The sequence below is a fragment of the Colwellia ponticola genome, assembly GCF_005885605.1.
Lineage (GTDB): Bacteria > Pseudomonadota > Gammaproteobacteria > Enterobacterales > Alteromonadaceae > Colwellia > Colwellia ponticola.
Window position 1 is genome coordinate 25,299 of the sequence record NZ_SZVP01000013.1, and the last position, 22,102, is coordinate 47,400.

Below are 22,102 nucleotides of genomic sequence, written 5' to 3' on the forward strand. Positions count from 1 at the left end.
CTCCTTTTGAGCAGTGAAAACATAAAGGAATACTATGCAATACCAACCACAAATCAAAATACCGGCTACTTATATGCGTGGCGGTACGTCCAAAGGGGTATTTTTTAATTTAACAGACTTACCCGAATGCTGCCAGGTGCCAGGTGAGTCACGCGATAAGTTGTTATTACGCGTGATCGGTAGCCCAGATCCTTATGGCAAACAAACTGATGGAATGGGCGGGGCAACTTCTAGTACCAGTAAAACGGTAATCCTAGCAAAATCAGCGCAAGCCGATCACGATGTTGATTATTTATTTGGTCAAGTCGCTATTGATAAAGCCTTTGTTGACTGGTCAGGTAATTGTGGCAATTTAACCGCTGCGGTGGGTTCATTTGCGATTATGTCAGGTTTAGTGAGCCCAGATCGTATTCCTGAAAATGGTGTGTGTATTGTGCGTATTTGGCAGAAAAATATTGCTAAAACTATTATTGCACAAGTTCCTATTACGAACGGTGAAGTACAAGAAACCGGTGACTTTGAGCTTGACGGCGTGACCTTTCCTGCCGCTGAAGTACCGGTTGAATTTATTGCACCGGTAGACCCCTCAGAAGCCATGTTCCCAACGGGAAATGTGGTTGATGAGTTAGCCGTACCTGGTGTAGGTACGTTTACAGCGACGATGATCACTGCAGGTATCCCAACTATTTTCTTAAATGCGGCAGATATTGGTTATAGCGGCATTGAACTGCAAGACGCGATTAACAATGATGAAGATGCGCTGGCACGTTTTGAAACTATTCGCGCTTATGGCGCTATTAAAATGGGTTTAATTAGTCATGTTGAGGAAGCAAAAGCACGCCAACACACGCCAAAAGTTGCTTTTGTGGCACCGGCACAAGACTATGTTACTTCCAGTGGTAAAAGTGTTGCGGCTAGTAATATAGATTTACACGTGCGCGCGTTATCTATGGGTAAATTACATCATGCGATGATGGGCACAGCAGCGGTTGCTATTGGTACGGCGGCAGCTATACCAGGGACTTTGGTCAACTTGGCGGCTTGTCGTACTAAGGCAAATATAGAACCTACTGACGAGTCAGTTACTCAAAACCAAGTAGAGAGTTCAGTGACCTTTGGTCATCCGTCCGGCACGCTCAAAGTAGGCGCACAAGCGGTAGAAATTGACGGTAAATGGACAGTAAATAAGGTAATAATGAGCCGAAGTGCTCGGGTACTGATGGAAGGTTGGGTACGGATACCGACTTTATCATAATAAATCACAATAGGTGATTGGTTAATAGAGTAAGTATATCAATAATAAAAAACGCAGAGTAATCTTAAATCGATCACGCTGCGCTTTTAGTTAGTGCATAGTTGTTATTAGTTAGGACTACATCAGCCTAGAATGTAAATTCAGCACCGGCATAGTAAAATGCACCATTAAAACCAAAAGGTGCTGAGCGACGTGAATAAGTAAATACGCCAGGGCTACTGACGACAATATTACCGTTAGCATCTTCTATGGTGCCAGAGCGTGAGTTACCGATAGTATTTTTATCAGGGTAAACATCAAACAAGTTATTACCGCCAACATTAAGCGATAAATTCTTCGTTACTTGATAGTTGATACGTAAATCCGTTAACACTTCAGCGCCATAGGTTTGCGTGCCGCCATCGGTTACTGTGTATTCACCATAACGGTTAAAGGCTAAGTTAATACTGACATCACCAATAGTGTATAAACCACTTAAACTGATACGGTCTTGTGGTTGCCATTCTTCAATAATAGAAATAGCTTGCTCTGAAAAAACATCACTAGGGTCAATACCATCTAATGCACTGTTTGGCGGAGTATAGATATTTACCACGTCGGTTTCAGTAAAGTTAGCCGCAGCGGTTAAGTTAAAGTCTCCCCCTAATAACTCAGTATTCCAAGTAGCAATAATATCAACGCCTGTGGTCTCAGTATCAGCACCGTTAAGGAAAAATTGTCCGGCACCAGCACCTGAAGCGGTTAAGGCTGCGTCTAAAGCGGGTGATAAGCCTTGACCTAATGAATTACTCAAGACAATACGATCATCAATATCAATTGAATACCAATCAATGGTTAAGTTAATGTTATCAGTAATATTAATCACGGTACCTAAACTAAAGTTGGTGGCTTCCTCTTCTTTCAATTCAGGAATGCCAATCGCTTTAGCTAGGTTTGAGTCATTACGAAAGGTACCCACTTGTACGGCAATTTGATCGCCGCCAGGGTTGTTCGGATTAGTTTGAAACTGCGTACTAATGTTGTCAGTATAAAGTTGCTGCATTGATGGCGCTCTAAAACCCGTACTCATAGCGCCACGAATAGCGATAGTTTCAGTCACTGACCAATTAGCCGCAAGCTTGAAGTTAGTACTGTCACCAAAGCCTTGGTAATCATCATAACGAACCGCACCACTGACCATTAAATCTTCAGTAATATCAGTTTCAACATCAATATAAAAAGAAATAACATCACGAGTTTCATCTACGGCTTGCATAGGAGCTGTGCCGCCAAAACCTTGAGTGCCTGCTGCGCGATCATCAGGATATAAACTGTTACCCAATTCATCAGTGTCGTAGTCGCGGTAGGAGTATTCATCACCTGCGGTGACGATAAACTGATCCGTTCTAATTTCTGCGCCCATGGCTAATGAAAATAGATCATAGTCTTGGGTATAATCAAGGTTTAACGTTTGCAATGATAACTCTAATCCGTAAGCCGCTGCTTGACGCGGAATAGATGCTCGAATTGCATCTGATGTCATATCAGAAAGCGTGCCATTAGGATTGTATTGTAATGCATTAGCGTAAGAAGAGTTAATGGTATCACTGGTGACATAATCAATATTATTTTGACCATAAGTGTATGAAAGGTCTAAGGTTGAACCATCAGAAAAACTGGTTTGATAGCCAAAGTTATAAGAAAAGTCTTTGATATCGGTATTGATTTTCGGTAAAAAACCCGCAGGTATCGTTGCATCACCATCTTGTAGAGGGGCATTACCACCAGTATTGTCGTTGTGACGGAAAAAGGCCGCTGATTCATTATCGCGATTTGAATAGGTAAGGAAACCGTATAATTCACCGTCACCTAGTTCATAACCGGTATTAATGGTTAAACCAAACTGACTAGAGTCTGCATCGCCAATTCTAAAGGTATTACGATCTGCAGTAATTTCTCTTGGGTCACCTACTAAGAAATTACCATTGGCTAGCTCAGTACAGCCAGAAAATTGACATGAGCCATGTAAACCTGCGCGATCAGTGTAGCCACGGTCTCTAAAGTTTAAGGTAGTATTTAAGTAACCATTGTCTCCTAAACTAAAGCCTTTAGAAATATCCACATTGGTTGTTTCTCCGTCACCTTCAGAGTATTCGCCATACGATACTGCAACTTTACCACCTTCACTGGCATCATTAAGCACAATATTGATAACCCCTGCGATAGCATCAGAGCCATACTGCGCGGCAGCGCCATCGCGTAAAACTTCAATGCGTTTAATAGACGCAGCTGGAATAGCGTTCATATCTGTACCAGCAGTGCCACGACCCACAGAAGTGTTGATATGAATTAAACTGGCTTGGTGACGACGTCGACCATTAATCAGTACTAAGGTTTGATCTGGCCCTAGGCCGCGTAAGGTCGCAGGGCGTAATGCATCCGTACCATCACTAATAGAAGAGCTAGAGAAGTTAAAAGAAGGTGCAATAGCTTGTAACATACGGCCGACTTCGGTTTGACCGGTATTACTTAATGCTTCAGCCGATAAGATATCGACCGGTACGGGTAAATCCTCAGCAGATCGACCAGCGACTCGGCTACCAATAATCGCTATTTTTTCTACTTCAGTTTCAGTGGCTTGAGCTGGCTCTTGTGCTAGGGCGGTTTGACTGGCTGCGCTAAGTAAAAAAGGAATGAGTGCGATAGGTATGCTTTTATTCTTCATTATTATCTCTCTCTTATTATGTTGATTATTGAATGATGTAAATCAATATTTAGTTTACTCTTTAGCTGGATGTTCAATGTAGTACTCGTTGACACTGCTGTTAATGACATGATTGGTCAACATCATCAGTATAGGCACGCTCCACTAGTAATGACATGTATACTTTAGTTTTACGTGTAAGTTAGGAAAAAAATATTATTAAAAATACTTAGAAATAAATGAAGAAGTACTTTGATTTAGCTAAGGTTTTTCAATATGTGTCATAGCTGCAATAACTATAGATTTAAGTAAACACCTAAGTAATAACCTTTTTTTACTCGAATTTACTTTAATTCAGTCGTTAGTCAGTTTATAAAGGAGGTTACTTATCATTGTTGTAAAGGATTCAAGTTTGTCTATATTATCCACGAGTAAGCTAACCCGCTGTAAAAATTTATTTAATCAATCAGTCGTCAGTAGTCTTTGTGCTAGCCTATTATTAAGCGGTTTTATTGCGGTTCAGGCCAGTGCAGCGACCTTAACGGTTACTGATAATTTGATAGTGCGTGATGTTGATGATAAAACCGTTGACCATGGTTTTTTGTCTAAAAAGCAACAGCTTGAATTAACGCCAGGACAGCATAGCTTAGTGATTAAGTACAAAGATGTGTTTGAAGACATTGATTTTGCAGAAGATAGACTAGTAACGTCAGATTACTTTGTTGTTAGATTTAACGTTACAACGCAGCAAAAGCTTTTATTAAGTACCACTGAGATTAATAACTTAGCAGCCGCAGAGCGTTTTGTGAGCTCGCCTGAGTTAACTTTACGTGATGAGCATAAGCAAGAGCTGGTGTTAGCGCTACAAAAACTAGATGATTATAAACTGGCGCAACAGGTTGCTAAGGTAGTGACCTCTTTGTCAGCTCCGGCCGCTATATCTCATCTTAACAATGATAACATTAATGAGAATACCGCCAATCCAATCACCGATGATCAAACATTTAGCGAGCAAGTGATAAAAAATGCGGATACGGTTGCCATGCTTAAATATTGGTGGCAAAAAGCCAGCGCAGATGAAAAAAATAAATTTCTTGATTTTATGAGTAAAAACAAAGCACTTAACTAAGTAAAACTAACTAATTAACTACATTATATAACCACTATGTAGATGAAGCAGACTAACACGGTTTTAAAAATTTAATATCTTAACTGAAGGAATTGTGATGAGTTTATTCACTTTTATTCGTACAGCAAGTGCTACAGTATTATGTATCTTCCTATTGTTTTCATTGACGGCTTATGCCGATGTCGGTATTGAGGTGTCAGGCCAGGGCAGTGTTGTTGTTACCCCTGACAAATTCTCCTTAACGTTAACTATTACTGAGCGTGGTCGTATGCCAAGTAAGTTAAAAGTGTTGGTTGATAAAAAAAGTGATATGGTCGTTGCTGCTGCTAAATCGCTGTCAATAGAAGAAAATAATATCGCTTCTGCACGGGTTAATTTACGCATAGTAGAAGAAGATCCTTCAATTACAGTACAAGGTCTTGAGTATCAAAAAGCTAAACAAGGCAATATTTATATTGATGGTCAAACGATAAAGCAACAAACTAACCATATTAATGAACATAAAAAACCTTTGTTTGAATTAAGTCGTCAAATCACGGTTAATTTTAATGATATAGAGCAGTACGATCATTTTCTAACACAGATTATTAAAGTCAATGTGAGCCATATTTCCGCATTGTCTATGAGCGTAGCAGGGCGTGAAGAGTATTATCAACAAGCGTTATTACAAGCGATTAGTCAGGCAAAACAAAAAGCGCAACGTATGAGTAAACAGGCAGGTCGGGATTTAGGTGAGTTAATCTTAATAAAAGAGCTTTCAAGTAATCACTATAGACCGATGTACGCTAAAGCAATGATGAGTGATAGCAGTGAAACTTCACATACCTCGTTAACCGGTAGCCAAACCATTACTGCCCGTGTTTTGGTTGAATTTAGCTTTAAAGAGTGATTAATGAGCTTATAATAAGTAAAAGTTGGGCAATTGCTCGAGAAAAGCTTTAATTATTGTGCATTTTTAGGTATGTTAGCGCCTTTTAATTAGTGCTTTAACTAATGGTATTTTTTTATGAGTAAACAAGCAGAATTTTATCAAGAATTATTAGGGCAAACAAAAGCACTAATAAGTAATGAATCTGATATTATTGCGAACATGGCTAATATTAGCGCCTTACTTTTTGAACGACTAGAGGATGTTAACTGGGTTGGCTTTTATCGTCTTGTTAACGACGAGTTAGTACTTGGACCTTTTCAAGGTAAGGTTGCCTGTATTCGGATACCTTTGGGTAAAGGCGTTTGTGGTACTTGTGCCGCAACCGCTAAAATTCAACGTATTGCTAATGTCCATGATTTTGATGGTCATATCGCTTGTGATGCCAGTAGTAACTCAGAACTCGTTATCCCTGTCATTGTATCAGGTAAGGTTATTGCTGTTTTAGATATCGACAGCACTGTCTTTGAACGCTTTGACTTGCAAGATGAACAAGGCATGCAAGCCATAGTAGCAGCATTTGAACAATCTATAGTAGAGTAACAAGGTTAACACCTCAGTCGTTATGCTTGGTAACATCAGTTGTGCTAATTCGTTGTAGTAACTAATAACAGAGCAAAGTGAAGGTTTAATGAAAGAATTTGTGGTCATTCATGACTACCTAGTCACCCAAGAAATTGTTGGTGACTGGGATGGTCAAGAAGAAGAAGTTGCTGAACGTATGAATGAAATTTATCATACTATGTACGACCTAGCTGACGAAGATATTGAAACGGAAATATTAGAGCAGTTATTAGCATTGATTTGGGATACTTGGATAGGTCAAGAAGAAATTGCTGATATAGAAACAGATGATATATACGATTGGTGTAAGCATGTGCTTGATAATCCAGAGCAACATCTCCAATCAGAAGAGTAATGTTAAAAATAAAGATAAACATTGGCGCTATTTTCTTGTCGATAACTCTCCTGTTGAGTCATTCTTCTTGAAAAATCAAGTTAGCTTAATTTAATTTAAATTGTATAAAAAAGTGTAGTCATGGAAACTGAAATTAAACGTACAAGTACTAAAGATATTATCGCTTACTTAACTGAAAAATTCCCCGCGTGTTTTTCAATTAAGGGTCCTGTTAAACCACTTAAAATTGGTATATTCCAAGACTTAGCTGAAAAGCTTGATGGTGATGAAACGGTTAGTAAAACCCGCTTACGTCAAGCATTAAGACATTATACAAGCAGCTGGCGCTACCTTAAAGTGATTAAAGTTGGCACTGCTCGTGTAGATATTGAGGGTAAAGAAGTTGCTCAAATAGATGAAGAGCAAGCTGCTTATGCCAGTAAAGCACTTAAAGAAAGCCAAGAAAAATTTGGTAACAAAAAAGTGACAGACAGCGATAGCAAAAAACCGTATAAAGCTAAGCCAAGCTCAACAGAAGCGGCGACTTCTAAGCCAGCAGATAAAAAGCGCGATACAGCTAAATTTAAAACAGTTAAGTCAGCCGCTAAAAAGCCCGCTAAGCAAGAAGTAGCGCCACTTAAGCCTGTTGAATCAACGTCAATCAAAGTGGGTAGTCAAGTGAGAGTTCAGCTAGGTAATTCACCAATGAAAGCCACTATCACTGAAATTTCAGGTAAAGATATTAGTGTGCAACTTGACTCGGGCATGGTTATTAAAACCCAGTTACAAAACATTTACTTATAAAAAGTGAACAGGTCGTCATTAGTAATGTCTCATTAGTTATTATAAATTCACTACATTTGGCGACTAGGCTCAATAAAATTTTGGGTCATATAGCAAATTGAATAGGAAGTTAATGCATGCAAAAATTTTGTCGTATCGCTCTCGCTGTTTCTTTATCGGTAGGTTTATCAGTCAGTGCTTTTGCGTTTGAAAAACCACATACCCCAGAAGAGCTTCCTGTACTCATGCCTGAATCTCAGCATACTACAGCAAGTAAGCGAATTACGTCACGATTTACCCGTGCACATTATAAAAAAGTAACGATTGATGATGCGTTATCAGGCGAAGTCTTTGATCGCTTTATTAAGCAACTCGATTATGCGCGCACTGTTTTCTTAGCTACTGATATTGAAAGCTTTCAACAACATCGCCTTGAATTTGATACGGTGTTGATGCGTGGCAAGCTAGACATTGCTTACACCATTTTTAATGTTAACTTACAACGACGTTTAGAGCGCTATGAATACGCAGTCAGTTTGTTAGATAGCAAGGGAGATAAAAATCCTTTTGATTTTACCAAAGAAGAGCTTTATGTTTTTGATCGTGAAGAGGCTCCTTGGCCTGCTAATACAGCAGAACTAGACGAACTATGGCGTTTAAAGGTTAAATCAGACGTATTAAACTTGATACTAACCAATAAAGAATGGCCAAAAATTAAAGAAGTATTAACTAAACGTTACAATTATGCGATTAAACGCTTAAAACAGAGCGAAAGTGAAGATGCTTTTCAGCTGTTGATGAACAGTTTTGCACGAGTTGTTGAGCCACATACGTCGTATTTATCGCCACGCAATGCTGAACGTTTTCAAGTCGATATGAACTTATCGCTAGAAGGCATTGGTGCAGAGCTTCGCTCTGTTGAAGATTATACTGTTATTCACCGTGTTGTTACTGGTGGGCCGGCAGATAAATCAAACCAACTTAAATCAAAAGATCGTATTGTTGGTGTCGCTCAAGGTGATAAGGACTTTGAGGATGTTATTGGCTGGCGTTTAGATGATGTAGTTGAGTTAATTAAAGGCGCTAAAGGCACGACCGTACGTTTACAAATACTTTCTGGTGATAGTGACGATGCGGCTAATATTACTATTGTTTCTATCGTTAGAGATATTATTAAATTAGAAGATAGAGCAGCCAAGTCAGCGGTTTATTTAGAAAAACCAGAAGATGCTGATAGTCAAAAGCTGGGTGTTATTACTATCCCAAGTTTTTATAATAATTTATCGCAAGATGTTAAAAAAGAAATAGCTAGCTTAAAAGAGCAAGGCGTTAAAGGTATTATTGTTGATTTACGTGGCAATGGTGGCGGTTCATTAAGTGAAGCAACATTATTAACCGGTTTGTTTATCGACAAAGGCCCTGTGGTACAAATTAGAGATGGCGCAAACCGTATTCAAGTCAATAGTGACCGCGATGGCGTTAGCTTTTTTGATGGCCCATTAAGCGTGATGGTTGACCGTTATAGTGCTTCTGCCTCGGAAATATTTTCAGCGGCAATACAAGACTATGGTCGTGGCGTTATTATTGGTGAGCACACGTTTGGTAAAGGCACTGTACAGCAGCACCGTGGCTTAGGTCGCGTATATGATTTGTACGAAAAGCCTTTAGGTAGTATTCAATACACTATTGCTAAATTCTATCGTATCAATGGTGGTAGTACACAACACCGTGGTGTGTTACCAGATATATCTTTTCCTACAGCAATAGATCCAGAAGATTGGGGTGAAAGCAAAGAAGAAAATGCGCTACCTTGGGATTTTATACCGCAGGCAAGTTACACGCCATTGCATGTGCTTAATAAAGATATTGAGTATTTAAGTTCACGTTATCAACAGCGTATTAAGGATAATGCGGAGTTTAATGATTTACTTGAAGACATTAATACTTACAAAGCAGAAAAAGATGATAAAACCATTTCATTAAATCTTGTAACCCGAAAAGCTGAACGAGAAGAGCGTAAAAATAAACGTCTATTACGGGTGAATAAACAACTTGCGCTGTTAGGTAAAGATAAGGTTACCGATTTGGAGGACCTACCTGAAGAGCTTGATGAACTTGACCCATTTTTAGATGAAGCCGCTCGTATAACCTTTGACTTCATTTCATTAGATAAAATAGCACAAACACAAAACAGTAAAAAATAAGCAAAACAACACTGACAATATGAACTTGATAAAGCCGCCCGCAGAGGCGGCTTTATTTTTATTTTAATACCTTCGTTATCGATAAATAAGAAAAGGCTTCCATTTCATGGCCAAGTTAACTAAAAGTAAAAGCCCAACTATATTGGATGCTTCTATTCCTGTGATCACTTTAGTTACGTTACTCACCGTAGCCGTTAGTTACTTCGGGGATAGCTCCTCCTACGGACCTAACCAAATTGCACTGCTTATCGCCATGGGCGTAGCGATTGTCATTGGCATAAAAAATGGTCATCAATGGCATGATGTTGAAAAAGCGATCACTAACGGTATTGCTTTGTCATTAGGCGCAGTCATGATTTTATTAGCGGTGGGCTCACTTATTGGTACTTGGTTGTTATCTGGCACCGTGCCCACTATGATTTATTACGGTTTGAACATACTCGATCCATCTTGGTTCTATGCTGCAGCTTGTGTTATGTGTGCAGTGGTATCAATGAGTATTGGCAGCTCATGGACAACAGCTGCCACCATTGGTGTCGCATTAATTGGTATCGCGCAAGGTTTGGGGTTATCGCCAGCCATTACTGCAGGTGCTGTTATTTCTGGCGCCTATTTTGGCGACAAAATATCACCTTTATCTGAAACAACTAACTTAGCACCAGCCATTGCTGGTAGTGAGCTATTTGCTCATATACGCTATATGTTTTGGACTACTATGCCGTCTATTGCCACGGCGTTAATACTTTTTATTATTTTAGGGTTTACTGAAACAACGAGTAATAATTATCAATCAATTGAGTTATTAAGTAAGCAACTAAGCGAGCAATTTAACTTATCTTTGTTTAATTTAGTGCCTTTATTTGTCCTTCTAGCGTTAGCCATTAAAAAAGTACCGGCTTTTCCTGCAGTGGCTATTGGTGCTTTAACCGGTGGACTATGGGCAGTGTTATTTCAACAAGAACTTATTTTACGCTTAGCCAGTAGCAATACCGATGTGTTAACCGCTAATATTACCGTGGTATGGACTGCTTTTTTTGATGGCGTTGTCATTGAAACAGGTAATAAAGATTTAAATGAATTACTCAGCGGTGGTGGCATGTCAAGTATGCTTAATACCGTGTGGCTTATCATTTGTGCGTTAAGCTTTGGTGCTGTGTTAGAGTACCTAGGTATGTTGAAAAAATTTGTTGATGTTATTTTAAAATCAGCAAAATCAACGGGTAGCCTTATCGCTAGTACCGTAGCAACCTGTATTGGTGCTAACATATTAACAGCAGATCAATATATAGCCATCGTAATGCCCGGTCGTATGTATAAAGAAGAGTATGCGCGTAGAGGCTTAGATCCATTGGTCTTGAGTAGAACATTAGAAGATTCAGCGACAATCACCTCACCACTTGTTCCATGGAATAGCTGTGCGGTTTATATGTCAGGGGTATTGTTAGTTAATCCGCTTGACTACATGTTTTACTGTTTCTTTAACTGGATAAACCCTATTTTAGCGGTTGTTTATGGTTTTATTGGTTTTAATATAAAAAAATTAACGCAAAAAACGAGTGATAATACAGCCGAACAAGCTGTGTAGTAAGTATGAGTCATGCAGTAAGCAACACAGTAAACGACGACTTAATTTTTATATTCAAGTAAGGCACTTTTATGTCAACCACCTTATCAGATACAGCACCACGATTTTTAGCCGATTACCGTCCTGCTGACTTTACTATTAGTACGGTAAATTTAACGATTTATTTAGAGGATAGCTGTAGTCAGGTGATTAGCGAACTGACCATAGCGCGACAGGGCGATAGTCAACAAGCATTAGTACTAAACGGTGAGCATTTAAGCTTAGTCTCCTTAGTGCTTAATAACCAAGCCTTAAGTACAGAGCAATATCAGCTTAGTGAAACATTGTTAACTATCCCAGCAAGTAGTTTACCAACAGATAAATGCTTTACGTTAACTATTACTACTGAGATAAACCCACAAGAAAATACCGCATTAGAAGGCTTATTTAAATCAGGCGACGCATTTTGTACTCAATGTGAAGCGGAAGGCTTTCGCAGAATTAGCTATTATCTTGATAGGCCTGATGTGATGGCCACTTTTACCACTAAAGTTATTGCCGATAAGGCTTTATATCCTTATTTATTATCTAATGGTAATAAAATAGCGAGTGGCGAGTTAGCTAATAATAAACACTTTGTTACTTGGCATGACCCTTTCCCCAAACCGAGTTACTTATTTGCCGTTGTTGCTGGTGACTTTGACTTACTTGAAGATAAATTTATCACGGCATCTGGACGTGAAGTCGCCTTGGAAATATTTGTTGATAAAGGGAATTTGTCTAAAGCTAAACATGCCATGGTGTCATTACAAAAATCAATGACGTGGGATGAACAAACCTTCGGCCTTGAGTATGACTTAGATAGTTACATGATTGTTGCGGTTGACTTTTTTAATATGGGGGCAATGGAAAACAAAGGCTTAAATGTTTTTAATTCAAAATATGTCCTAGCCGATAGTCAATGTGCTACCGATAGCGATTATTTTAATATTGAAGCGGTAATTGCCCATGAATACTTTCATAACTGGACAGGTAACCGCGTTACCTGTCGTGATTGGTTCCAATTGAGTTTAAAAGAAGGCTTAACGGTTTTTAGAGATCAACAATTTAGTGCCCAAATGCATTCCAGTGCGGTAACGCGAATTCAAAATGTCCGCTTATTACGCTCGCAACAATTTGCAGAAGATGCTGGTCCAATGGCGCATCCAATACGTCCTGAAAAAGTACTTGAAATGAATAACTTTTACACCTTAACCGTGTATGAGAAGGGCGCAGAAGTTATTCGTATGTTACATACCTTAATTGGTGTTAATCACTTTAGAAAAGGTATGGACTTATACTTCTTTCGTTTTGATGGCATGGCAGTTACCTGCGATGATTTTATTAACGCGATGAGTGACGCCAGTGGTAAAGACTTAACACAATTTAAGTTATGGTATAGCCAATCAGGAACGCCAGTTATTACCGTTGAAGAAGATTTTGATCAACAAAATAATCTCTATACATTAACGTTATTACAGCAATCCCCAGTAACTCATAAACAGCCAAATCCACAAGCGTTACATATTCCTATTAACGTTGAGTTGATTAGCCACAGCGATGGCATAGCAAGCCAGCGTCAATTACTTGAATTAACGCAAACTAAGCAATGTTGGCAGTTTAGTGGTTTTAGTAGCAAGCCTACGTTAGCAATGTTAGCTGATTTTAGTGCGCCGGTTAAACTTGTTTTTGCTCAAGATGACAGCGCTTTGCTTACTATCATGAAGCAAGCTGATAATAGTTTTTGTCGCTGGGATGCAGGGCAAAAGCTTGTTATGTCTTACATACAGCAATTAACCTTTGATGCAAGCTATGTTATTCCTGATGTTTTAATCACTAGTATTAATGACATATTAACCAGTGGTGGCGATCGCGCTTTTATTGCAGAACAATTATCCCTGCCTAGCTTTGATGAAGCAGCGAGCTTAATGGCTGATATTGACCCTATTGCGTTAACTAATGCGTTAAACACATTAGCAAGTTTTATTGCTCAAGGCGCTGGGCAGCAATTACTTGTTAATTATCAAGAGTGTCAGCAGTCTAATGCTTCACACAGTGCTGCGGCGACAAGAGCATTGAAAAATGTTTGTTTAAGTTATTTAAGTCTCTTACCTGATTATCATTATGTCGTTGCTGAGCAATACCAGCAAGCGACTAACAATAATGATACTGCTCAAGAAAATATGACCGATAGCTTGGCGGCTTTAACCTGTAGCGCCAAAAATAACTTAGCTGATTTGGCTCAACAGTTACAACATTTTGAACAAAAGTGGCAGCAGACCACGTTAGTGATGGATAAATGGTTTGCACTTAATGCGAGTGTCGTTAGTGATGATATTTTTAGTCAATTAAACAGCTTATTAGCTCACCCGCAGTTTAGTTTAAAAAATCCTAATAGAGCGCGTTCTTTAATTGGCGCTTTTGCTATGAACAATCCGCGATATTTTCATTGTCCAACAGGGCGAGGTTATCAGTTTTTAGCGGCGCAAATTGCTAAATTAAATGAAATTAATCCACAAGTAGCCTCACGATTAATAACACCGTTAATTCAGTATAAGCGCTTTACCCTAGCGCATCAGCAGCTAATGAAAGCGGCATTGATAACATTACACACACTGCCTAATTTATCGAATGATTTAAAAGAAAAGCTTGATGCAGCGTTAAGTGATTAAACTTATCTAGGGTCAGGTGTTTTGTTGACGACTTAACAAAACGCCTGACCCTATAACAGAACACTCCTATCTTTAGTAACAAATTTAACGACAGCCCTATAAAACTATAAAACTATAAAACTATAAAACTATAAAACTATAAAACTATAAAACGATGAAATATTACTTTTCTATTCATATTACCACGACAGAGTTTTTTCCTTATTATCAAGGAAAAGTTCAAAACGTTGTTGTCACCACAACTCAAGGTATTAAAGTGCAGTTTCCGGCGATGCACTTACGAAAGTACCTAACAGCAAGCGGTATTCAAGGTACCTTTTGTTTGCAAACTCAGCAAAATAAATTTTTATCGTTAACCAAAATTAAATAATTTTATTATATTTATTTTAAATAGAGTAAAGACTTGAAACGGTGGTCTGACCATTTGGCTTAACGATTTCTTATCGTAAGCTAAACAAATAAGCGTTATTTCATGAACTTATAAAACAAACACTATTCTATATTTTTTGATTTTCAAACAGTAGTTTTAAACGAAACATTAAAATACACGACTACTTGAATGCAAGTCATTAAAAAATAGCGCTTTAACTCACATCTTTAACGCTTGCTACCTAAGTCAAATGATGTAATTATTGCTGATGTTAGATAAATAATATAACAAAAACTAACTTTTGATTACATTCATGCTGATGAACTTAACGTGATATTTTATTTAGCGTTATGTTCTGAACAGGGGAGAGAATAGATGAAAAACAAGCCTCAACATGGCTTTGCCAAAAAACCTTTAGCTATTGGTATTGCTGCTGCGCTTTCAATGACATTATTAACTTCTGTGGTTAATAATGCTCAAGCAGCAAGATTTGAGTTGGGTGATGTAGAGATCAGTTTTGATTCTACCTTCAGTGTTGGTTCAAGCTGGCGTACCGAAGATAGAAACTGGAATGATAATGTCGGTAAATCTAACAATACCAATAATGGTTATGATTTTAGTAATTACTCAATATTCTCACCTTCGCCAACCAAAGAAGATATATGGGCACAAGGCGAAGGCGGTTACTCTACTAACGGTGATAACGGTAACTTAAATTATAATGCCGGCGAAAGCTTCTCTAAAATATTTAAAGGTGTGCATGAGTTAGACGTTCACTATCAAAATGTCGGTATATTCATGCGTGGTATGTATTTTTACGACTTCGCTATGATGGATGATGATAGAGCCGCGTCTAACGTACTTACCGGTGATGTTTTCGACCCTTGTCGTGATGGTGAAGCCAGAGAGCAAGTATGTAAGGATATTCGTTTACTTGATGCTTATGTTTATGGCGACTTTGAAATCTCCGGTATGCCTTTTTCAGTACGTGTTGGTGAACAAGTCATTAGTTGGGGTGAAAGTACCTTAATTTCACACGGCATTAGTGAAATTAACCCGGTTGATGTTGCCCGTTTACGTGCACCTGGCGCAGAAGTTAAAGAAGCCTTTATTCCGTTTGGTGCGTTGTGGGCGTCTTTAGGTGTTACTGATAACTTTAACGTTGAAATGTTTTATCAGTACAGCTGGGAAAAAACGATTTTACCGCCACCAGGAAGTTATTTTTCAAATAACGACTTTGCTGGCGACGGCGGCCAATATAATAGCGTGCAGTTAGGTTTTGGTGGCAGCCCAGATATGAATTTAGATGATCTGATGGAGAGCCTAAACGATATAGGTACTGCGGTTAAAACGGGTAATATAACGCCTGAGCAAGCAGGTAAAATGTACGCTGCTTATGCAGGTAGTGTCACTTTACGAGCGCCAGGCACTAAAGCTGAAAATGAACCTGAAAACGGTGGCCAATATGGCTTACGTTTATCGTGGTTTTTACCTGAATTTAATGACACTGAAATTAGTTTATACCATGTCAACTATCATAGTCGCCGACCTATTTTCTCAGGGGTTACTGCTGACTTTAGTGCGACGTCTATTGGTGGCGATATTGGCTATTTAGCGGCTAATGAAATTAATGAAGGTAACTATACCGAGTTAACTACCTTTTCTCGTGTTGAGCTTGATTATGTAGAAGACATTAAAATGTATGCGATGAGCTTTAACACCACAGTCGGTAACACGGCAGTGGCGGGTGAAATTAGTTATCGCCAAGATGAACCATTACAAATTGATGATGTTGAGTTGTTATTTGCGGCGGTGCCACAACAACTTTATAATTCAGGCAACCCGGCTTACGCTGCTTTAGACGGTGTTTCGCAAATGGTTAAAGCTGACGGTTCAGCTTATGGTGCAGGTGAAACGGCCAATGGTTATATCCTATCTGACACCATACAAGCACAAGTGACGTTAACACACTTGTTTGGGCCAATGTTTGGCGCCAGTCAGTTTGTTGGTTTAGTGGAAGTGGGCGGTATTAATATTAATGATATGCCAGATCAAGATACCTTGCGTTTAAATGGACCAGGTACTGCACGTAGTGGTGGCATTGCTTCTGCACCAGGTCTGAACCAAGCCTTACAAGGCGGCGTTGAAACCAACCCGTTCCCAACAGAGTTTGCTTGGGGCTATCGCGCTATTGCAAAACTTGACTATACCAACGTTGTTGCTGGCATTAACATGTCACCACGTTTAGTGTTTGCACATGATGTTACCGGTATTACGCCCGATCCATTGTTTATGTTTGTCGAAGATAGAAAGTCAGTGTCGTTAGGCTTAACCTTTGACTATCAAAGCAGTTGGTCAGCAGATGTTACCTATAACAGTTTCTTCGATGGTGTTGGCACAACGAATCAAATGGAAGATCGTGACTATGTTTCTTTCAGTATCAAATATTCAATCTAATTTAAGGCATAACTCATGAGAAATAACATGAATAAAGTCACATTATTATCATTGGCCATCTCTATGGTCTTATCAACGGGCGCTGTAGCAAAAATATCTGCTGAGCAAACGGCAAAATTATCATCAGAACTAACACCGGTTGGCGCAACACGTGCTGGCAATAAAGATGGCTCAATTCCTAAGTGGACGGGTGGTATTACTAAGGCACCTGCTGGTTACACGGTAGGTGAGCATCATGTTGACCCTTATCCTGATGATAAAATTCAATTTACTATTACTGCAAGTAATCTTAGCGATTACAAAAACTTGTTAACTCCAGGTCAAATTAAGTTATTTGAAACCTATCCTGATACTTACAAGATGAATATTTATCAAACACGTCGAAGCGCTTCATACCCTGAGCATGTTTATCAGGCCGTGAAAGATAATGCTACCCGCGCTGAGCTTGTTCAAGAAGGTAATGGCATTAAACAAGCAGCAGTCGGTATTCCTTTTCCGGTACCGGCAAACGGTTTAGAGGTTATTTGGAATCATACGCTGCGTTATCGTGGTGAAAGTGTTACTCGACAAGCCGGTCAAGCATCGCCGACATCATCGGGCAGTTTTACCTTTGTTGGTTTAGATGAAACATTACTGTTACCTTACGGCGTTGAAGGTGCTTCACCTGAAGAGCTAGAGCAAACTAATATTTTGTTTAAATTTAAACAAAAGGTAACAGAGCCTGCACGTTTAGCCGGTACTGCGTTATTAGTACATGAAACCATGGATCAAATTAAAACTCCTCGACAAGCATGGACCTATAATACGGGTCAACGCCGCGTTCGCCGTGCGCCAAATGTTGCTTATGATGCACCAGGTACAGCGTCAGATGGTTTAAGAACCACTGATGACTTTGATATGTACAATGGCGCACCAAATCGCTACAACTGGACATTAAAAGGTAAACAAGAGTTACTGATCCCTTACAATGATTATCGACTGCACAGTAATAAAGTAAAGTATGAAGATATTTTACATGCGGGTCATATTAATCCTGACTTAGTACGTTATGAAAAACATCGCGTTTGGGTGGTTGAAGCGAACCTTAAAGAAAGTACTCGTCACATCTATAAAAAGCGTGTTTTCTATATTGACGAAGATAGCTGGCAAGTTGCGGTAACCGATATTTATGATAACCGTGATGAATTGTACCGTGTCGGTGTTGCTCATGTGATCAACTATTATGACGTACCAACACTGTGGTCGACACTTGACGTATTCCATGATCTGCAATCACGTCGTTACATTGCCATGGGCTTAGATAACGAAGCGAAAATGTATGACTTTACCCAAAAACTTGATGAAGGGGATTTCACGCCGGCGGCATTAAGGCGCGAAGGTCGTAGATAATCAGTAACAAAGAAACGGCTGACAAATGTTAGCCGTTTTTTTTAATACTGTGTCATCTTTACTGTTTGATCTGTAGCATTTTAGTTCAGTTCTTTATTTATTTTATTATCAGAAAATTAAAAGAGTAGTGTTATGCGTTTATTAATTGTTTTCGCAGTAGTTTGCTTTATTTCTTTGCCGTCGGTTCATGCTCAGAGCAAAGCAGCTACTTCGGCCACCACGCCGGCAACGCAGTCAGTCCTAGCCAGTAAATCTTTGTTATTAGATATTTCACCTCTAGGGGAAGAAAAACTGGTAGCGGTGGGGCAATATGGGCATATATTACTATCAAGTGATGGTGAAAATTGGCAACAAGCCAATGTGCCTGTACAGGCGACCTTAACCAGAGTGTTTTTTTTAAATGAGCAACTAGGTTGGGCTGTGGGTCACGATGCCACCATATTACATAGTCAAGACGGTGGGCTTAATTGGCAAATACAGCAATATTTACCGTCATTGCAAAAACCCCTGTTAGATATTTATTTTAAGGATGCACAACAAGGTATTGCCGTTGGTGCTTATGGACAAGTTTTTCGTACTAACGACGGTGGTAGCAGCTGGGAAAGTGAATTTCACCAAGAATTTTTACTCGCCGATGACGTCGATTATATCAATGACTTAAAAATAGAAGATGAGCAAGCTTATCTTGATGAAATTGCCTTTATTTTACCGCACTTTAACGGTCTAGTTTCACATGGCGATAATCTTTTTCTTATCGGTGAAACGGGCTTATTAGCACAAAGTAAAGACTTTGGTTTTACCTGGCAAAAAGTTAACGGCTTTTATCAAGGCTCTTTCTTTTCATTAGCGAGCACAGGCAAAGGTGATTTTTTAGTTGCCGGACTGCGTGGTCATGTTTTTCGTCGTGCTCAAGAGCAAACTCAGTGGCATGAAATTAGCACAGACACAACGGCATTATTAAATGATATTGTTGTTGGCAAAGATAATGGTCGTATCTTTATTTTAGGTAATAACGGCGTATTACTTGTTAGCACTGATGAGGGTAAAAGCTTTACTACAAAAATTCAGCACGATGGTAAAACCTTAATCGCAGGCGTGTGGTTTAAAGGACGTTTAATCGCGGTGTCTGATGTCGGTGTTAAAGTAATCAATTTATCGAAAGGTTGATTGTCAATTAAGTCATAAGAGACATCCCCAATAAGTATATAACCGTTGAGCCTTAATACATTATTTCCCAGGTAATTTTTCTCTGGTAGTTACCACAATGAAGTAATGATGATTGGAATGACATTAAAAAAAATATAATAAAGTTCGGAAAGTATTACTATGAAAATTTCTCTGGCTAATCGTGTTGAAATAGGCTTATTTCGCCATAAATTTCTGGTGTTAATGTTGTTTGTTATCACCAGCGCTTTCTTTTTGTTTCAAGCAACTCAAATTAGACTTGATGCATCATTTACTAAAAATATACCATTAAATCATAGTTATATGAAAACCTATCTAAAGCATAGGGCAAACTTTGGTGGTGCTAATAACATTCTTATTTCGGTTTGTGATGCTAATGGAGATATTTTTAATCCAGAATTTTTTAACGCGTTAAAAGGCGTACACGACAAGCTTTTCTTTATTCCAGGGGTTGATAGAATTCAAGTTAAATCGTTATTTTCTCCGAGTACGCGATTTGTTGAAGTGGTTGAAGACGGTTTTGCCGGTGGTCCGGTTATTCCTGCCGATTTTCAACCAACAGCCAAAGGCCTTGGCGTTGTTAAAGGTAATATAGAAAAAGCTGGCATTGTTGGAAGTATTGTTTCTGACGATTATAGCTGTGCCATGGTAAAAGCGGCTTTATTAGATATAAACCCTGATACGGGTGAAAAATTAGATACCCTTGAAATAGCAGCACAACTAGAAAACGATATTCGTCAAGAGTTTGAACGTGACAACATCAGTGTCCATATCATTGGTTTTGCTAAAATGGTCGGTGATGTTGCACAAGGCGCTAAAGGCGTGGTGTTGTTCTTTGCATTGGCTATCGCTATTACGGCGGTCATGGTTTATATCTTTAGTCACTCAATCCGTTTAACTATTCTCCCTATCTTTTGTTCATTAGTTGCCGTGGTTTGGCAAATGGGCATGCTGTCAAGCCTAGGTTTTGGCCTTGATCCTATGTCTATTTTGATTCCCTTTTTAGTGTTTGCTATTGGCGTCAGTCATGGCGTACAAATGATTAACTCGGTAGTTAAAAAAGTGGCGACAGGGCTAACACCTGCCTCAGCGGCACAAGCGAGTTTTCGCGCCTTATTAATTCCTGGTGGCGTGGCACTAGTGTCTGACACGGTTGGCTTTTTAACACTACTGTCTATTGATATTGGTATTATTAAAGAGTTAGCTATCACGGCATCTATTGGTGTGGCGATGATTATTCTAACCAACCTTATTTTACTGCCTATTTTATTGTCATTTACCAAAATAAAAGTCAGTGCAAAAGTGGGGCAGTTAAGTGAACAAAGTGCGGTTTGGACCGTGATGGCAAGTTTTGCCAGTAAAGGTCCTGCCAAAGTTATACTCTTTTTTACCGTTATTTTATTTGTAGTGGGTTTTTATAAAGGTCAGGCGTTAAAAATAGGTGAGTTACATGCCGGCGCACCTGCTTTACATGAATCATCACGTTATAACCAAGATACCTTCTTAATTACCGACAGATATGCCATCAGTGTTGATTATATGTCAGTCATTATAGAAACAACGCCTAATGCGTGTACCTATTACGACACCATGGCCACGATAGATCGCTTTCAGTGGGAAATGGAAAATATACCAGGCGTGCAATCAGCGGTAAGTTTATCGTCTATCTCTAAACTGGTAAATGCTGGCTACAACGAGGGTAACCCTAAATGGCGAGTGATCCCGCGTAATCAACAAACCTTAGTGCAATCTATTGCGCGTGTGCCATCTTCTAGTGGTCTGCTTAATAATGACTGTAGTGTTATGCCGGTTATTCTATTCTTAGAAGATCATAAAGCTAATACCATTGATACCGTTGTTGATGCGGTTAAAACTAAAGCGCAAGACTTGGGTAGTGAGCAGGTACAATTTAAGTTGGCATCAGGTCCTGTTGGGGTGATGGCTGCAACCAATGAAGCGGTAGCAGCAGCGCAGTTACCTATGATGCTTTATGTTTATGGCGCGGTGATTGCACTATGTTTAGTAAGCTTTAGAAGTATTAGAGCAACCTTAGTTGTCGTGGTACCTTTGTATGTAGTATCAACCCTTGCCCAGTGGTTAATGACGGCACTGGATATTGGTTTAACAGTATCAACCTTACCTGTTATAGCATTAGGTGTTGGTATTGGTGTTGATTACGGTATTTATATCTTATCAACCATGAGCACTAAACTCAAAGAGGGGATGGATGTTCATGATGCTTACCTTGCGGCCTTAAAAGAACGAGGTAGTGCGGTGCTAATTACTGGCTTAACGTTAGCGATTGGTGTATCGACTTGGTTTTTCTCAGACTTAAAATTCCAAGTCGATATGGGTATTTTATTGACCTTTATGTTCCTGGTTAATATGTTGGCGGCCATTATTATTTTACCTGCGCTATCCGCTTTTTTATGGCCAAGTAAAAGCAATAAGAGATAGGGCAATATCGGGTGTTAACTTAGTAAAAAAAAGAACAATCTGAATAAAGCACTTAATTAACAACCTCGTTGTATAATTAAGTGCTTTTT

15 protein-coding genes are annotated in these 22,102 nt (G+C 39.1%); 14 read left to right on the top strand and 1 reads right to left on the bottom strand.

Annotation, left to right across the window (positions count from 1 at the left end):
* Nucleotides 1-34 precede the first annotated feature (34 nt).
* Nucleotides 35-1,255 (top strand): 2-methylaconitate cis-trans isomerase PrpF, encoded by a 1,221-nt coding sequence (prpF, locus tag FCS21_RS12460; protein WP_138623868.1) that lies wholly within the window; start codon nt 35-37, stop codon nt 1,253-1,255.
* 127 nt (nt 1,256-1,382) lie between these two features.
* On the opposite strand, the gene FCS21_RS12465 is transcribed toward prpF, so the two are convergent.
* Nucleotides 1,383-3,959 (bottom strand): TonB-dependent receptor plug domain-containing protein, encoded by a 2,577-nt coding sequence (locus FCS21_RS12465; protein ID WP_138623870.1) that lies wholly within the window; start codon nt 3,957-3,959, stop codon nt 1,383-1,385.
* A 391-nt stretch (nt 3,960-4,350) separates the two neighbouring features.
* On the opposite strand from FCS21_RS12465, the gene FCS21_RS12470 reads away from it, so the two are divergent.
* The 13 genes from FCS21_RS12470 (at nt 4,351) to FCS21_RS12530 (ending at nt 22,013) form a co-directional block, all read left to right on the top strand.
* Nucleotides 4,351-5,067 (top strand): YccT family protein, encoded by a 717-nt coding sequence (locus tag FCS21_RS12470; protein ID WP_246047233.1) that lies wholly within the window; start codon nt 4,351-4,353, stop codon nt 5,065-5,067.
* 97 nt (nt 5,068-5,164) lie between these two features.
* A complete protein-coding gene (locus FCS21_RS12475) occupies nt 5,165-5,956 on the top strand; it encodes an SIMPL domain-containing protein (RefSeq protein ID WP_138623872.1) in 792 nt (263 codons plus the stop codon).
* A gap of 117 nt (nt 5,957-6,073) precedes the next feature.
* On the top strand, nt 6,074-6,538 hold the full coding sequence (msrC, locus tag FCS21_RS12480; protein ID WP_138623874.1) for a free L-methionine (R)-S-oxide reductase MsrC: 465 nt from the start codon (nt 6,074-6,076) through the stop codon (nt 6,536-6,538).
* Nucleotides 6,539-6,626: 88 nt separating this feature from the next.
* The gene (locus FCS21_RS12485) at nt 6,627-6,914 is read left to right on the top strand and encodes a hypothetical protein (RefSeq protein ID WP_138623875.1); all 288 of its coding nucleotides are present in this window, start codon (nt 6,627-6,629) and stop codon (nt 6,912-6,914) included.
* A 120-nt stretch (nt 6,915-7,034) separates the two neighbouring features.
* Nucleotides 7,035-7,697, top strand: coding sequence for an RNA chaperone ProQ (proQ, locus tag FCS21_RS12490; RefSeq protein WP_138623877.1), 663 nt, complete (start codon nt 7,035-7,037; stop codon nt 7,695-7,697).
* 116 nt (nt 7,698-7,813) lie between these two features.
* Complete coding sequence (prc, locus tag FCS21_RS12495; RefSeq protein ID WP_138623879.1) at nt 7,814-9,880, top strand: carboxy terminal-processing peptidase; 2,067 nt, start codon at nt 7,814-7,816, stop codon at nt 9,878-9,880.
* A gap of 106 nt (nt 9,881-9,986) precedes the next feature.
* A complete protein-coding gene (nhaC, locus tag FCS21_RS12500; RefSeq protein WP_138623881.1) occupies nt 9,987-11,465 on the top strand; it encodes a Na+/H+ antiporter NhaC in 1,479 nt (492 codons plus the stop codon).
* Nucleotides 11,466-11,536: 71 nt separating this feature from the next.
* Entirely contained in the window at nt 11,537-14,155 is a 2,619-nt protein-coding gene (gene pepN / locus FCS21_RS12505) for an aminopeptidase N (RefSeq protein WP_138623883.1), read from the top strand.
* A 154-nt stretch (nt 14,156-14,309) separates the two neighbouring features.
* Complete coding sequence (locus FCS21_RS12510; protein WP_118056321.1) at nt 14,310-14,525, top strand: DUF2835 domain-containing protein; 216 nt, start codon at nt 14,310-14,312, stop codon at nt 14,523-14,525.
* Between the two features lie 375 nt (nt 14,526-14,900).
* Nucleotides 14,901-16,982, top strand: coding sequence for a DUF1302 domain-containing protein (locus FCS21_RS12515; protein WP_138623885.1), 2,082 nt, complete (start codon nt 14,901-14,903; stop codon nt 16,980-16,982).
* 27 nt (nt 16,983-17,009) lie between these two features.
* The gene (locus FCS21_RS12520; protein ID WP_138623887.1) at nt 17,010-18,371 is read left to right on the top strand and encodes a DUF1329 domain-containing protein; all 1,362 of its coding nucleotides are present in this window, start codon (nt 17,010-17,012) and stop codon (nt 18,369-18,371) included.
* Between the two features lie 132 nt (nt 18,372-18,503).
* Nucleotides 18,504-19,538, top strand: a complete 1,035-nt coding sequence (locus FCS21_RS12525; protein WP_138623889.1) for a YCF48-related protein — start codon at nt 18,504-18,506, stop codon at nt 19,536-19,538.
* A 159-nt stretch (nt 19,539-19,697) separates the two neighbouring features.
* Nucleotides 19,698-22,013, top strand: a complete 2,316-nt coding sequence (locus tag FCS21_RS12530) for an efflux RND transporter permease subunit (RefSeq protein WP_138623890.1) — start codon at nt 19,698-19,700, stop codon at nt 22,011-22,013.
* Nucleotides 22,014-22,102: the final 89 nt, after the last annotated feature.